This is a genomic window from Butyricimonas sp. BSD2780061689_150309_C8 (genome assembly GCF_015560935.1).
GTDB classification, from domain to species: Bacteria; Bacteroidota; Bacteroidia; order Bacteroidales; family Marinifilaceae; genus Butyricimonas; species Butyricimonas paravirosa.
This window is the reverse complement of the sequence record NZ_JADMSV010000002.1, coordinates 317,022-330,594: the sequence shown is the minus strand read 5'-3', so window position 1 is coordinate 330,594 and position 13,573 is coordinate 317,022. Positions and strand designations below refer to the sequence as shown.

14 protein-coding genes are annotated in these 13,573 nt (G+C 44.7%); 8 read left to right on the top strand and 6 right to left on the bottom strand.

Annotated features, from left to right (window positions below; all coding sequences use genetic code 11):
* Window positions 1-38: 38 nt before the first annotated feature.
* The 3 genes from I2I33_RS03970 to I2I33_RS03960 all read left to right on the top strand — a co-directional run bounded on the left by I2I33_RS03970 (window position 39) and on the right by I2I33_RS03960 (window position 2,279).
* Window positions 39-575: an NUDIX domain-containing protein gene (locus tag I2I33_RS03970; RefSeq protein ID WP_087419886.1), complete on the top strand. Its 537-nt coding sequence runs from the start codon at window positions 39-41 to the stop codon at window positions 573-575.
* Between the two features lie 5 nt (window positions 576-580).
* Window positions 581-1,087 carry an O-acetyl-ADP-ribose deacetylase gene (locus tag I2I33_RS03965; RefSeq protein WP_087419887.1) on the top strand — a complete coding sequence of 169 codons (507 nt, stop codon included), beginning with the start codon at window positions 581-583 and terminating at the stop codon, window positions 1,085-1,087.
* A gap of 112 nt (window positions 1,088-1,199) precedes the next feature.
* Complete coding sequence (locus I2I33_RS03960; protein ID WP_087419888.1) at window positions 1,200-2,279, top strand: Mrp/NBP35 family ATP-binding protein; 1,080 nt, start codon at window positions 1,200-1,202, stop codon at window positions 2,277-2,279.
* Window positions 2,280-2,555: 276 nt separating this feature from the next.
* Here I2I33_RS03960 and I2I33_RS03955 read toward each other — a convergent pair whose 3' ends face one another.
* Window positions 2,556-3,899 (bottom strand): MATE family efflux transporter, encoded by a 1,344-nt coding sequence (locus I2I33_RS03955; RefSeq protein WP_087419889.1) that lies wholly within the window; start codon window positions 3,897-3,899, stop codon window positions 2,556-2,558.
* 125 nt (window positions 3,900-4,024) lie between these two features.
* Between I2I33_RS03955 and I2I33_RS03950 the strand changes: the two genes are divergently transcribed.
* The gene (locus I2I33_RS03950) at window positions 4,025-5,053 is read left to right on the top strand and encodes an HPP family protein (RefSeq protein WP_229128180.1); all 1,029 of its coding nucleotides are present in this window, start codon (window positions 4,025-4,027) and stop codon (window positions 5,051-5,053) included.
* A gap of 181 nt (window positions 5,054-5,234) precedes the next feature.
* On the opposite strand, the gene tpiA is transcribed toward I2I33_RS03950, so the two are convergent.
* From tpiA to I2I33_RS03935, 3 genes are read right to left on the bottom strand one after another with little or no spacing between them, the layout of a single operon-like run.
* Window positions 5,235-6,005 (bottom strand): triose-phosphate isomerase, encoded by a 771-nt coding sequence (gene tpiA / locus I2I33_RS03945; protein ID WP_087419890.1) that lies wholly within the window; start codon window positions 6,003-6,005, stop codon window positions 5,235-5,237.
* A 26-nt stretch (window positions 6,006-6,031) separates the two neighbouring features.
* The gene (locus tag I2I33_RS03940) at window positions 6,032-7,276 is read right to left on the bottom strand and encodes a BT_3928 family protein (protein WP_087419891.1); all 1,245 of its coding nucleotides are present in this window, start codon (window positions 7,274-7,276) and stop codon (window positions 6,032-6,034) included.
* A gap of 24 nt (window positions 7,277-7,300) precedes the next feature.
* Window positions 7,301-7,840 carry a DUF1599 domain-containing protein gene (locus tag I2I33_RS03935; RefSeq protein ID WP_027201166.1) on the bottom strand — a complete coding sequence of 180 codons (540 nt, stop codon included), beginning with the start codon at window positions 7,838-7,840 and terminating at the stop codon, window positions 7,301-7,303.
* 101 nt (window positions 7,841-7,941) lie between these two features.
* Here I2I33_RS03935 and folP point away from each other — a divergent pair, with 101 nt between their 5' ends.
* Window positions 7,942-8,778 (top strand): dihydropteroate synthase, encoded by an 837-nt coding sequence (folP, locus tag I2I33_RS03930; protein ID WP_087419892.1) that lies wholly within the window; start codon window positions 7,942-7,944, stop codon window positions 8,776-8,778.
* 191 nt (window positions 8,779-8,969) lie between these two features.
* Here the strand turns inward: folP and I2I33_RS03925 are convergent, their stop codons facing one another.
* A complete protein-coding gene (locus I2I33_RS03925) occupies window positions 8,970-9,515 on the bottom strand; it encodes an RNA methyltransferase (RefSeq protein WP_087419893.1) in 546 nt (181 codons plus the stop codon).
* 32 nt (window positions 9,516-9,547) lie between these two features.
* On the bottom strand, window positions 9,548-10,879 hold the full coding sequence (gene miaB / locus I2I33_RS03920) for a tRNA (N6-isopentenyl adenosine(37)-C2)-methylthiotransferase MiaB (RefSeq protein ID WP_087419894.1): 1,332 nt from the start codon (window positions 10,877-10,879) through the stop codon (window positions 9,548-9,550).
* A gap of 438 nt (window positions 10,880-11,317) precedes the next feature.
* Between miaB and I2I33_RS03915 the strand changes: the two genes are divergently transcribed.
* The 3 genes from I2I33_RS03915 to I2I33_RS03905 are packed head-to-tail and all read left to right on the top strand — an operon-like array spanning window position 11,318 to window position 13,531.
* The gene (locus I2I33_RS03915; RefSeq protein WP_087419895.1) at window positions 11,318-11,842 is read left to right on the top strand and encodes a UpxY family transcription antiterminator; all 525 of its coding nucleotides are present in this window, start codon (window positions 11,318-11,320) and stop codon (window positions 11,840-11,842) included.
* Window positions 11,843-11,846: 4 nt separating this feature from the next.
* Entirely contained in the window at window positions 11,847-12,539 is a 693-nt protein-coding gene (locus I2I33_RS03910) for a hypothetical protein (protein ID WP_087419896.1), read from the top strand.
* Between the two features lie 20 nt (window positions 12,540-12,559).
* Complete coding sequence (locus I2I33_RS03905) at window positions 12,560-13,531, top strand: Gfo/Idh/MocA family protein (RefSeq protein ID WP_087419897.1); 972 nt, start codon at window positions 12,560-12,562, stop codon at window positions 13,529-13,531.
* The last annotated feature ends 42 nt before the right edge of the window (window positions 13,532-13,573 follow it).

Genomic DNA, 13,573 nt, shown 5'->3' with positions numbered 1-13,573 from the left:
GTTATATTTGGTAGTTATTTCTTAAATAAGTGAAGACAATGGAAGGACAATATTGTTATCAATACCCTCGTCCGGCGGTGACCACGGATTGCGTGATCTTCGGGTTTGATGGGGAGACATTGAAGGTGTTATTGGTGGAACGGGGTGGAGAACCCTATAAAGGTTGTTGGGCATTTCCGGGTGGGTTCTTGAATATGGACGAGACGACGGATGAATGTGCCGTGCGAGAATTGGAGGAAGAAACGGGCTTGAGAGATGTGTTTGTAGAGCAATTACAGGCTTTCTCCGATGTAGATCGGGATCCCCGGGGACGGACAATTACGGTGGCTTATTATGCTTTGGTGAATCCTGTGGGAATAAACGTGGCCGGATATGACGATGCGGCAGATGCTCGATGGTTTACCTTGTCGGATATGCCTTCTCTGGCTTTTGATCATGAACACGTGTTGCAGGTGGCATTACATCGTCTGGCATTAAAAGTTTATTTACAATTGAACGAGATCGAGGAACTAGATGAACATTTTAAGGGATTTGACTTGAAGCGTTTGCAGGATCTGATTCCTGATAAATTATAGAATATATGGATAGATTGGAAATCGTTGAGGCGGATATTACCACGTTGGACGTGGATGCAATCGTGAATGCGGCGAATACTTCCTTGCTGGGAGGTGGAGGAGTTGATGGAGCTATTCACCGAGCTGCCGGCAAAGAGTTGTTGGCGGAATGCCGGATGTTGAACGGATGCCGGACCGGGGAAGCGAAAATTACAAAAGGGTATAATCTGAAAGCTCGTCACGTGATTCACACGGTAGGACCGGTTTATTCTAACGGGCGACAGGGGGAACCGGAGTTGCTGGCGGCATGTTACCGGAATAGTCTTGTCTTGGCCGTGGAGAACGGTTTGAAAACCATCGCTTTTCCTCTGATCAGTACGGGTGTGTATGGTTATCCGTTGGGGGAGGCAACCCCGATTGCTTTGCGTGAGATCAAGGCCTTCTTGGAGACACATCCGGATTTCGAGCGGGTGATTGTTGCTTGTTTTAGTCGTAAGGCTTATGATTTGTATATGCAATTGACAATGGAATAATGACAATAATTTGTAACCTTTAAGCCTGTTGACCTTAACAAAACGAATGTTTGTTGGGAAATTAATTTATAAACAGTAATTTTGTCTGGAAGATTTATAAAAAACAGATATTATGCAAGAGATAGTAAAAGAGATACGTGACGTTTTGTCGGAAGTGAAATATCCCGGCACTTCGAAGAGTATCGTTGCGCTGGATATGGTGCAGAATATAAAGGCTGAGGACGGTAAGGTGGATTTCCGCTTGGTATTCCAAAAGTCCAATGACCCGTTCGTGGGAGCGGTGAGAAAGAAATGTGAATCTCTGTTGAAAGAGAAATTAGGATATACAACCGTGGAGATTGAAACCGTGTTCGTACATGACTTGGAGAAACCTTTGGCCTTGGAGAAGGTGAAACATATTGTTGCTGTATCTTCGGGTAAAGGAGGAGTTGGTAAATCAACGGTAGCTTCAAACTTGGCGGTAGCTTTGGCTAAATTGGGGTATAAAGTCGGGTTGGTGGATGCTGATATTTATGGACCTTCCATGCCGAAAATGTTCGGGTGTGAGGATGCCAGTCCTTACATGGTAGAAGTGGGTGGTAAGGAGTTGATCGAGCCGGTTGTGAAGTATGGGGTGAAGTTGTTGTCGATCGGTTTCTTCGTGGACCCCGATTCTGCCACCGTATGGAGAGGACCAATGGCTTCCAATGCTTTAAAACAGATGGTTGAAGGCGGTTTCTGGGACGAACTGGACTTTATGCTGATCGACCTTCCTCCGGGAACAAGTGATATTCACTTGACTTTGGTACAAACTGTCGCTTTGAGTGGTGCAATCGTGGTTAGTACCCCACAACAGGTGGCTTTGGCTGACGCCGTGAAGGGGATCAATATGTTTGAATCTCCGGGAATACAAGTTCCCGTGTTGGGATTGGTTGAGAATATGTCTTGGTTTACTCCTGCGGAATTGCCGAATAATAAATATTATATCTTCGGTAAAGAGGGTGCCAAGAAATTGGCTGACGAGAGGGGATTGCGTCTGTTGGGACAAATTCCAATCGTGCAGAGTATTATGGAAGGTGGCGAGAATGGTAGCCCGGTAGCGTTGGATGAAGATAGTGTCACCGGACAGGCATTTATAGAACTGGCTCGTAACGTGGCTCACGCTGTGGATGAAACAGGAGAGACTGCAAAACGGGTTCGGGTAACGAAATAATGGAGAAAGGGGCTTGAAAAAGCCCCTTTCAAACTCCCTCCCCCCTTCGGGGTATTGAGCTTGCAAGCCGTCTCGAATCGGCTCTCGCTCGACAGACAACGAGTAAACTCTCTGTCTGTTCTCGCTTACTCGCCGATTTCCCTCTATAAACAGAGGGAGAGTTGAAATACCTCCTGTCTTCGGTAAGAGTCACCAGCTCCTCCTCTGTTTATAGAGGAGGTGGCACGAAGTGACGGAGGAGTTTTTTGAAATAAAATGACTTTGGGGACACTTCCTTCAAACTCTTTTACACATCGCATTTATACAGATCACGGCAAACGTGATGAATTCTGCTACGGCTACCGCTAGCCAGATACCTTTAACCTCTAACCATAATGGCAGGAGGAAGAAGCAAACCACAGGTAATATGATTCCTCTTAACACAGTAAATATCGTTGCCAACCGTGATTTTTCGATACTCATGTAATATCCAATAGAGGTGATGTTAATTCCAAAGAAAACATAGCATATCGAGAAAAAGGGAATCCCGTACACGGCATATTTCCAAGCGTTGTTTGTATGGTCTGCGATGAATAAGGACACAATTTGTTCCCGTAGTAAAATCGTGAGAACCAGGAAAAACAAGCCTGTTGCAATCGTTGCTATCAATGCCAATCGGAGTGCTTGCTGTGCACGATCGTGTGCCGCACATCCGTGATTGAAACTGATAATAGGTTGGGCCGACTGGATGATGGCATTGAAAACCATAAATATGATCGGGAAGAAGTAACACATGATACTGAATGCCGCCACTCCGTCCGTACCGAGGTAACTCACGAACACATAGTTCCCGGTCAGCATCATCACACCGATAGCTGCCTCTCCCAAGAATGCCGAGAATCCCAGACGAATGATATATCCGCTATTACGTGCCGTGAGTTGTATACTCTTCCGGCTGAACTTTAATTTGCCGAGACGGACACGAGGAGAATAGCGTAATAAATAGACAACCATAAGAAGGCAACCCACGATTTCACCGATACCCGTGGCCACGGCAGCTCCCGTCAATCCCCATTTATACACGAATATAAACAGATAGTCGAGTACGATGTTGATTACCGTGGAGATCGTCATGCACCACATGGCTATTTTAGGCCCGTCAATGCGGGTGAAGAAAGTAAGTACACAGAGTGCCGTCTGGAACATGGCAAAAGCGGCATAAGCAATCAGGTATTCCCGTGCCAACTCGATAATATCTTCGGGTGCTCCGAGGATTCGAGCCACAGATGTCGGGAAAGCCATGACAAGGATAGATACTAACGTCATGCCGATAAAAGAAACAAGCGTTGCTTGCGTGGCATTGATGTTAGCCACACGTTCTTTTCCCCGGGCCAGGTTGATTGATGCCACGATTGCCCCGCCCATACCAAACATTAATCCCATTCCGGCAGCGAACACGAATAATGGGGCGGCAATATTTACCGCGGCTAAAGCGTCGCTGCCAATTCCACGACCGACGAAAACCCCGTCGGTGATCACGAATAAAGCCGAGAAAACCATACCCAGCAAGGTCGGGAATAGTTGTTTACAGAACAACTGTCCGACTTTCATTGAACCAAAATCTATACTGTCTCGTTGCATGTATATATAATTTTTTTAGCTCGGCAAAGGTAGGTCGAATAAAACGGAGAAAAATTAACATATGATAATTACGGATTATTTTGTGTACTTTTGTCGTAAAATAATGAATAAAGGGAGATTTTAGAATGCTGAAAAGTGCAAGTGGAAAGCAAATGTTCGGGGATATAGTTCGACGTAAACGCTATTTTTACGCCTTGTTAATGATCTTGCTAATGATTGGTGCTGCAGAACTGTTGATGGAAAGGGAAATTATCTTTCCGGAAATGGCAGCCTTGACAATCGGTATGTGGATCGTGGATAAACGGGTGTGGCAGGTGAGTCGGGCAAGTATGGTCGCTCTCATGATTTTAGGAGCTGTGGCGGGTGTGTGTATTGTACGTTATTCTCCTTTCCCCTTGCTTGTGAATCTGGCGTTTGCCTTTATTTTTGCCGCAATTTGCCTCACGTTATTTCGTGCAACTTTGGTACCGCAGATTTCTGCCTGTATGTTACCTGTGTTATTGGGCACGGAAAGTTGGGTTTATCCGGTAGCTGTACTTGTTATGTCGGTTATTGTTGTTGGTGGACAATGGGGGATGGAGAAAGTTGGATTGCGGGAGAGGGTGACTTATACGCCCGTGATTGTCCATTGGAAGGATAGCTTGGTACGTTGGTCGTTTTTATTGGTGACCGTGATAGCGGTTGCCGCATTGGCCATCTATACGAGAAATTTGTACTTCATTCTTCCTCCGTTGATCGTGACTTACGTGGAGTTTGCCAATTCGAAGGCCGGGTTCCGCAATCGTCCCGTACAAGTTTTATTGGTCTTGTTCACGGCGGCTGTTATTGGCGTGTTCTTTCAGATTGTGGGACATAAATACTTGCATTTACCGGAAGTTATGGTCGTACTCCCGATTTTTATTTGTATGTTTTCTTTGTTTGAATTTCTAGGAAAGTTCTTTGCCCCGGCGGGAGCTGTTGCTTTGATTCCGATGATCATTCCCGAAGAAGGTTTGTTGTGGTTGCCTTTGCAGGTGCTCGTGGGAGCTACGTTATTTATTGGATTGGCAATGATCTGTTTCCAGCATTGTTTGCGCTGGCCTCGGGCACAGCTAATCGTGTGTCTGGTTCCACCTTTTATAAGGGATTTGAGGAAGAGAAATAAGAGTTTGTAAAGTTCATAAGGTTCATAAAGTTTATAAAGTCCATAAAGTTTATAAGGTCCGTGGACTCCTGAGGAGAGCTTTACCAACGGCAGCTTGTGCTGCCATTAAACACGGTCCGAAGGACACCCGTCACTTTGGACTTTATGAACCTTATAAACTTTATGAACTAAAAAGGCTTTTCGCCCTTTATTTAATGTCTTGCTCTCGCTTTGATGATTTCGAAGAAATCTGCTGCTTTCAGGGATGCACCACCGATAAGTCCACCATCCACGTCCGGATTGGAGAAAATAGCGTCGGCATTTCCAGCGTTACAGCTTCCTCCGTAAAGAATTGAGGTTTCGTCAGCTACGGCTTGTCCGTATTTCTCTGCTACAACAGAACGGATGAAGGCGTGCATTTCTTGTGCCTGATCGGGAGTAGCGGTTTTACCGGTACCGATAGCCCAAACCGGTTCGTAAGCGATTACCACATGAGCGAATTGTTCCGGGGTAAGATTGAAGAGTCCGTCGGTCAACTGTTGTTTCACAACTTCGAAATGTTTCTCGGATTCTCTTTCTTCCAGTACTTCACCCACGCAGAAAATGATTTCCAACTTGCTGTCTAGGGCTTGTGCAACCTTCTTCACGAGAATAGGACTTGTTTCGCCATAGTAGCTTCTTCTTTCAGAGTGTCCTAAGATCACGCATTTAGCACCCGTGGAAGCTATCATTTCAGCTGAGATCTCACCCGTGTAGGCTCCGGCTTTTTCCGTTGCGCAATTTTGGGCAGCAACCATGATGGAAGATTCTGTGATGTTATGAGCCACTTTTGCCAAGTGGATAAAGGGAGTACCGAGAACAACAAGAACGCCTTCTCCGCCTTCTTTATATCTCACGTAATCATTCACTTCTCTAGCCAATTCAACTCCTTCAGCGAAGGTTTTGTTCATTTTCCAGTTACCTGCTACAATCTTTTTTCTCATATCTTTATGTTTTGAATTGTTTGTGCTTAATTGTTTCTTTTCCCTTTTCTACGTGGAATCAGTAAATATGCTACAAAGAAAAGAAGGATAATGGAGTAAACCAAATAAATTCGTTGCATTTGTTCCCTTGAATACACGCAATAAGCTGTCAAGTTGGTATCCTGTAATTCTTTCACCTCGGGAACATCTTTTCCGGCCCATTTGTCGAGAATTGTGCCTTCCCGGAGAATGATCACGCCGGGGTTAGAGCGAATCATGGTTTTTAACTGAATCTCGTCAGCCGTACAAAATTCATAGGGAACGTGATTCCGCTTTTTATATGCTTCAATATCCCGTTCCGAGGATGAGGTTAATCCGTAGAAACGAATCCCTTTTTCCTGGGCGTACTCCGCCAGTCGGTTGATGGCGGGTTGATATTGTGTATCACTCTGGTTAAGGTAGTATGCTACGGCGAGGATCGTGTGATTATCGTCTTCCAGAATTTCTTCTGTGATGTTACCAAGCGTGGGGTGTTCGATTACAAGGTCATGAATCGGTGTGATGTACCCTTTCTTTACCAGTCGCTCCGAGCTACTCTCGTATTCCCAGTTCAGCGTGTCTTGCCACGGGTAGTTGTCTTCCGTGAAAGACCGGATCTCTCCGGTTTGCTTGTTCTTATACTTTAGTGTGACTTCGTATTGATCCGGTTCGGCTCCTTCGGGAAGTCTCATGTCTTCCGTGATGTTCTTGCCGACAGCGTAAGGACGGAAATCCAGTACGGGTAAGTGACGATAGCAATAGATGGAAAGACATAGCATTCCGGCTCCTGCCAGGGTGAGAAACGAAAATTGTCCCATCAAAGGAAGCGATGATTTGTATTCCTTGCGGTACACGAAGATCATGATGGCCAACAAGAGCAAAATGATATTCTTCCAAAAGGTTTGCCAGTTCGTCAAGATCATGGCATCCCCGAAACAACCGCAGTCACTCACTGGATTCGTTAGTGCCAGTACAAGGGTCAGTGGGGTGAAAAAAGCCATGAATAACAGAGAGCCCCATGCCATACGGGATACCCATAAATTAAACAATAGGGCAATTCCGATCAGAAATTCAGCCAGCGAGAGGGCGAAAGAGAAAAACAACGTGGTCGTGTTCATCCAGCCCATGCCGAAAGCATTGAAATAGTCAGTGAATTTGTAATCAGATCCTAACGGGTCAATTCCTTTCACGAATCCGGAATAGATGAATACTATCCCGACAATAATCCTGCACAGGTTTTTGACGAGTCTCATGTTTGTTTATTTTCCAGTTAGACCTTACTCTTGCTCCACGACAAGGCGAATCAACCCGAAAACGGCGTAATTTACCATGTCGAAGTAATTTGCATCAATACCTTCCGATATGATCGTGGTACCTTGGTGATCTTCTATCTGTTTCGTACGGTTAATCTTCATCAGAATCAGGTCGGTGTACGAGCTGACCCGCATCTCCCGCCAGGCTTCATCGTAATCGTGATTCTTGGCAAGCATCAGTTCCTTCGCTTTATGAAAATAATTTTGATACAGGCGAAGGACTTCATCTTGGGGGGTGTCGTTGCCCGGTCCGAGTTGGAGTTGGATCAGTCCCATAATGGAATAGTTAATGATCCCGATAAATTCGGGAACAATGCCTTCCCCGACTTTCGTAATCCCCTTTTCTTCAATACTGCGTATACGGTTTGCTTTGATATATATCTGGTCGGTAATGGAGGTCGGGCGGAGTATTCTCCAGGCTGTCCCGTAGTCCTGCATTTTCTTCACGAAGATATCCTGACATATATCTATCACTTTATCATATTCTTGTGCTGTATTTGGCATACTCTATTTATTTTTGATAATGAAATCTGAAAAATAAATTGTTAATTTGTCCTGTAAAAGTACTCAAATAATTGAATATTGGAAATCGAAAGTTGAAAATTATGACACATATAACGATCGGAGCGGAAAAGGTTAGCTTGGAGAAACCCGTGGTGATGGGTATATTGAACGTGACACCGGATTCTTTTTATGATGGGGGAAAGTACACGAGCGAGTTGAAGATCATGGAACGGGTGGATGAGATCGTGGAACAGGGAGCCGGGATTATTGATGTCGGGGCATATTCAACCCGTTCGGGGGCTGCGTTCGTGGATGCTCAGGAGGAGTTGTCCCGGTTGAGTTTTGCCGTGGAATTGATTCGTAAGTACCACCCGCATTTTCCGGTATCGATTGACACGTTCCGGGCCGACGTGGCGAAAGAGATCAGTCATTGTCTCGGATCGATAATCATTAATGATATTTCCGGGGGAACGATGGATGACAAGATGTTCGAGACGGTGGCGGAATTAGGACTTCCTTATATCATGATGCACATTCAGGGAACACCTCAGGATATGCAGGTTAATCCTCATTACGATGACGTCGTGCGTGAGGTTCGGGAGTTTTTCACGGAACGGATTACTCGTTTAAATGCTTTGGGATTTAATAATATAATATTGGATCAAGGATTCGGTTTTGGAAAGACCGTAGCCCATAATTACGAGTTAATGGGTAAAATGGAGTCCTTCCTGGATTTGGGTTATCCTTTATTGGTGGGAATCTCCCGGAAATCAATGATTTGGCGTTTACTGGAGATTACACCCCAAGAGGCATTAAATGGAACAACCGTACTGAACACGATCTCCCTGTTGAAAGGGGCACATATTCTCCGGGTTCATGATGTGCGGGAAGCCGTGGAAGCCGTGAAAATCGTGGAGGCGATGAAAATGAGTTTATAAAATTGGTATAGTTTGAAGGTTCGTAAGGTTTATAAAGTTCGTAAGGTTCATGGACCTCTGCGGGGCGCTTTACCAACGGTCGCATATGCTACCTTTTAGCCCTCCCCCTGTGTAAGGGGGAGTTGGAGGGGGTAGTCTGTCTGTATAAAACAAGACTTTATAAACCTTATGAACCTTATAAACTTTATGACTTATTTCAGTTGTTTATAAAATAGCGGATGGATGACCTGCCATAGCACGATTCCGGCGGTGACGGATATGTTGAATGAATGTTTGGTCCCGAATTGGGGGATCTCGATACAGTCATCCGAAAGATCAACCACTTCCTGCTGTACGCCTTTTACCTCGTTTCCGAAAATGAAAGCATATTTTCGTCCGCTTTTGATGGTAAATTGTTCTAGGGAAATACTGTTCTCCACTTGTTCCACGGATAAAATGGTGTATCCCTCATTTTTCAATGCCTGAACCGCATCGGTAGTTTCTTCGAAATACTCCCAGTCCACGCTTTCTTCTGCTCCGAGGGCTGTTTTGTGTATTTCCCGGTGGGGTGGTGTTGCTGTGATACCGCAAAGATATATCTTGGAAAGCCGGAAGGCATCGGACGTGCGAAACACGGAACCAATGTTATTCAAGCTGCGCACGTTGTCCAGTACGACCACGATCGGGAGTTTTTCAGCGTCTTTATACTCTTCCGTGGTGAGTCGGTTCAGTTCTTCATTGAGGAGTTTACGAGACATGTTAATTGAAAATTGAGTATTTTCGATTAGGGTTATTGATTTATTGCTTCGCCGATAAGGGTTGCAGGGGTACATTCCGTGACACGAACCTGAACGAGTTCTCCGACTTTAGCCCCGTTATCTGGGAAGACGATCACCTTATTCTGGCTGCTGCGACCGAAAAGTTCATCCGATTTCTTCTTGGAAACCCCTTCCACGAGTACCTCGAATACTTTGCCCACGTCTTTCAAGTTGCTTTGGTGAGAAATCTCCACCTGCATATCAATGAGTTCCTGCAAACGACGTCCTTTTACTTCCTCGTCCACGTTATCCGGCAAGTTGCGGGAAGCCATGGTACCCGGACGTTCCGAGTATTTGAACATGAAAGCGGAGTCGAACATCACCTCTTTCATCAAGGCAAGAGTCTGCTGATAATCATCCTCGCTTTCATTGTGGAACCCGACGAACACGTCCGTGGAAATTCCACAATCGGGGACGATCTCCCGGATGGCATGAATCCGGTCAAGATACCATTCACGGGTATATTTTCGGTTCATGTCTTTCAGTACGGAATTACTCCCGGATTGGAAGGGTAGATGGATGTGTTTGCAAATATTGGAATGGGTGGCTATCGCACGTAGAATGTCATCATTCATATCTTTTGGGTGTGACGTGGCGAAACGGATACGCATGTTGGGTACCGTTTGGGCAACCATGGCAAGTAATGCCGGGAAATTCACTTCCTGATTATCTCCCCGCCAAAGGTAGGAATTTACATTCTGACCGAGTAGTGTCACTTCTTTGTAACCTTTGGATTGAAGGTCTAGAACTTCATTGACAATACTTCTGGGACTTCGGCTACGCTCGCGTCCTCGTGTGTACGGAACGATGCAATAGGTACAGAAATTATTACATCCCCTCATGATGGAAACGAATCCTGATATGGCTGTTTCGTCAATTCGGGAAGGGCAGATGTCCTTGTAGGTTTCCGTGGTAGAGAGTTCAATGTTGATGGCTTTCTCGCCTTTCTCGGCTTTCTCAATCAAGAGCGGGAGATCCATGTACGCATCGGGACCAACCACGATGTTCACGTTCTTCTCCTGTTCAAAAAGAGCCTCACCCAAACGTTCTGCCATACATCCCATGATGGCGACCAGCACGTGTGGGTTCTTTTTCTTTACCTCGGAAAATCCTTGTACCCGTCCGCGAACCCGTTGTTCCGCATTTTCACGCACGGAACAGGTGTTCACCAGAATCACATCAGCTTCACTTTTTTCTTGCGTCCGTTGGTATCCTTTGTCTTCCAAGATGGCTGCAACCACTTCACTGTCTGCCACGTTCATCTGGCAACCGTAAGTTTCGATATAAAATTTCTTTACCTTCATTCCTGATTTTATTTGCAGGGGGCAAAGGTAATGAATTTTAGTCTACGGACTTTCTATTTTCTTTTAAAAATACAAAACCATACTTTCGTTTGTCTTGGAAATACATATAGTGTATATGTTGTCGTTATCTCTTCGTAATCCATTCGTTCCTATAGAGCATGTGTTCATCGATAGTATATCGAAGAGATAACGAAGAGATGTAAGAGATATTGAAACTCAGGCATTTATTAAGTTTAGAGGAAAAATGTATTTGAAAATTTGCATTGAAATTCTTTATGAACTACATTTGCCTCGTTCATTTGTCTAATATGGTCCTCTCTGTTTAAGAGGCGGACGTTTAGGAAAAGAGCGTCTTATTTAATTCTTCGGGCAAAGATCACTCCGTGGATGATCAGGAGGCGCAGCTTTGTCCTGGAATGAATGAATAAAAATTATGTAATGCTTAAATTGTCCGATAACGAGCTACATTGGTATGTTGCAAATACTTGTCGTCAGGAGAAAAAGATAAAACAGCGTTTGGATAGCATGGGGATCGAGAATTTCATTCCGTTCCAACAAATTGCACGAAAAATTCATGGTGTTGATAAATTAATTGAAGTACCGGTTATTCCTAATCTGGTATTTATTCATACGACCTTTAAATCTTGCATGTCATTGATTCAAGAGTATGCTTTTGACATGCGTTATTTGAGGGATCGGGAAACGGGTAACTTCTTGATTGTTCCCGATAAACAGATGAATGATTTTATATTCTTGCTTGATTTCTCCAAAGAAATGGTGGAGGTGGTGAACGAGAATCTGAAAAAAGGCGATAAAGTACGTGTCATAAAAGGGGATTTTGCCGGAATCGAAGGTGAATTGATCCGGGTGAAAGGTCATAAAAGAGTGGTCGTAAGGCTGGAAGGGGTCGTGTCTTTAGCTACAGCGTATATTCCTGGTAGTTTTCTGGAAAAGATAGAATAGAAGAATGAAGAATGATTTTTTTCATGACTTGTACATGACCATTCGGGATGTACGAGTAAGGGATTGTTCTGCAATGTCATTATCTCATTTGCTACATGGTTATTTGTCCGTGTATGCGATGGTACGGGTTTCTCCCACTTTGGAACGGGAGTACGGAACACTGCAGGAAATTCATGAACGGTTACGTGAAATAGCCAAGGAATTGTCTAAGGCAATGAAAGATACCTCTATCGAGGAGGACGAAAGGATAGGGTACGTGGCTGATTTGATGGATGCTTATCAGACATATTCGGATATGGATCTTTTGAATGAGGCGTTGGATATGGCTTATCGGGTATTGACCGTGGATGAGCAAGGGGAGATCGTGATACCGGATAAAACTCCTAACGTGTGTCGATTACTTTGTAATTGGTACTATTTTACGGGGGAGGAGTGGTGTTTGGAGATGGCGGAGGAGATTGCTGAAGATTACGATAATCTGGAACAAAAACAAGTGTGGCAGTGGTTGCGGACGGAGAGATGCTTTAAAAATTTGTCAGAAGATACGATGTTTTTAGAGAGATGGAATGAAGAAGAGAAGGAGATTTTGAGTAATATCATTGGTTCTATAGAAAATACCGGAATAGTGGGTAGAGAAACTTTTTGTTTCGAGATATTGGGGATGTGGGAATTGAAGGGTAAAGGTTTTGAATCATAATTGAAATCGTTAAATATATCATGAAGAATTTTGCTTTGATCGGGGTGGCCGGTTACATCGCTCCCCGTCATTTACGTGCCATAAAAGACACGGGTAATCGTTTGGTAGCGGCTTACGACAAGTTTGATAGCGTGGGAATCATGGACAGTTTCTTTCCCGAAGCGTCCTTTTTCACGGAGATGGAATTGTTCGATCGTTATTGTTCTCGGATAAAGGGAGATGATAACCGGGTAGACATGGTTTCCATTTGTACACCTAACTACTTGCATGACGCTCATATCCGTTACGGGTTACGCTTGGGTGCTGACGTGATCTGCGAGAAACCGCTGGTGTTGAACCCGTGGAATATCGATGCTTTGGCCGAGGTGGAACGGGAAACCGGGCACAAGGTGAACAACATCCTTCAACTTCGCTTGCATGACTCGATCAAGGCCTTGAAAAAACGAATAGACGAGGGTCCGAAAGATAAAGTTTACGACGTGGATCTGACTTATATCACTTCTCGCGGTAACTGGTATTACACGAGCTGGAAAGGTGACGAGCGCAAGAGTGGAGGCGTGGCAACGAATATCGGTGTTCATTTTTACGACATGTTGACCTGGGCTTTCGGTGGGGTGAAGGAGAACATCGTTCACGTGAAGAGCCATGACCGTGTAGCCGGGTATTTGGAGCTAGAACGTGCTCGTGTTCGTTATTTCTTGAGCATAAATGCCAATAACCTGCCGGAGAATGCCGTGGAGGGAGAAAAGCGCACGTATCGTTCCATCCGTATCGAGGGCGAGGAATTCGAGTTCAGTAACGGTTTCACGGAGTTGCACACGGAAAGTTACAAGCACGTTCTTTCCGGTGAAGGTTTTGGTTTGGACGAGGTGCGTAATTGTATAAATATCGTTCATCATATCCGTAACGCGGAACCGATAGGTTTGAAAGGTGATTATCACCCGCTGGCTAAATTGCCTCTCGTGAAACATCCTTTTGGCTGGACGAAATAACATTCTTTCGTTTTCAATTATCAACATTCCATTTCCAATTGT

Coding starts and splice junctions, on each gene's coding strand:
- I2I33_RS03970 (WP_087419886.1), top strand. CDS start 39: ATGGAAGGACAATATTGTTATCAATACCCTCGTCCGGCGGTGACCACG.
- I2I33_RS03965 (WP_087419887.1), top strand. CDS start 581: ATGGATAGATTGGAAATCGTTGAGGCGGATATTACCACGTTGGACGTG.
- I2I33_RS03960 (WP_087419888.1), top strand. CDS start 1,200: ATGCAAGAGATAGTAAAAGAGATACGTGACGTTTTGTCGGAAGTGAAA.
- I2I33_RS03955 (WP_087419889.1), bottom strand. CDS start 3,899: ATGCAACGAGACAGTATAGATTTTGGTTCAATGAAAGTCGGACAGTTG.
- I2I33_RS03950 (WP_229128180.1), top strand. CDS start 4,025: ATGCTGAAAAGTGCAAGTGGAAAGCAAATGTTCGGGGATATAGTTCGA.
- tpiA (WP_087419890.1), bottom strand. CDS start 6,005: ATGAGAAAAAAGATTGTAGCAGGTAACTGGAAAATGAACAAAACCTTC.
- I2I33_RS03940 (WP_087419891.1), bottom strand. CDS start 7,276: ATGAGACTCGTCAAAAACCTGTGCAGGATTATTGTCGGGATAGTATTC.
- I2I33_RS03935 (WP_027201166.1), bottom strand. CDS start 7,840: ATGCCAAATACAGCACAAGAATATGATAAAGTGATAGATATATGTCAG.
- folP (WP_087419892.1), top strand. CDS start 7,942: ATGACACATATAACGATCGGAGCGGAAAAGGTTAGCTTGGAGAAACCC.
- I2I33_RS03925 (WP_087419893.1), bottom strand. CDS start 9,515: ATGTCTCGTAAACTCCTCAATGAAGAACTGAACCGACTCACCACGGAA.
- miaB (WP_087419894.1), bottom strand. CDS start 10,879: ATGAAGGTAAAGAAATTTTATATCGAAACTTACGGTTGCCAGATGAAC.
- I2I33_RS03915 (WP_087419895.1), top strand. CDS start 11,318: ATGCTTAAATTGTCCGATAACGAGCTACATTGGTATGTTGCAAATACT.
- I2I33_RS03910 (WP_087419896.1), top strand. CDS start 11,847: ATGAAGAATGATTTTTTTCATGACTTGTACATGACCATTCGGGATGTA.
- I2I33_RS03905 (WP_087419897.1), top strand. CDS start 12,560: ATGAAGAATTTTGCTTTGATCGGGGTGGCCGGTTACATCGCTCCCCGT.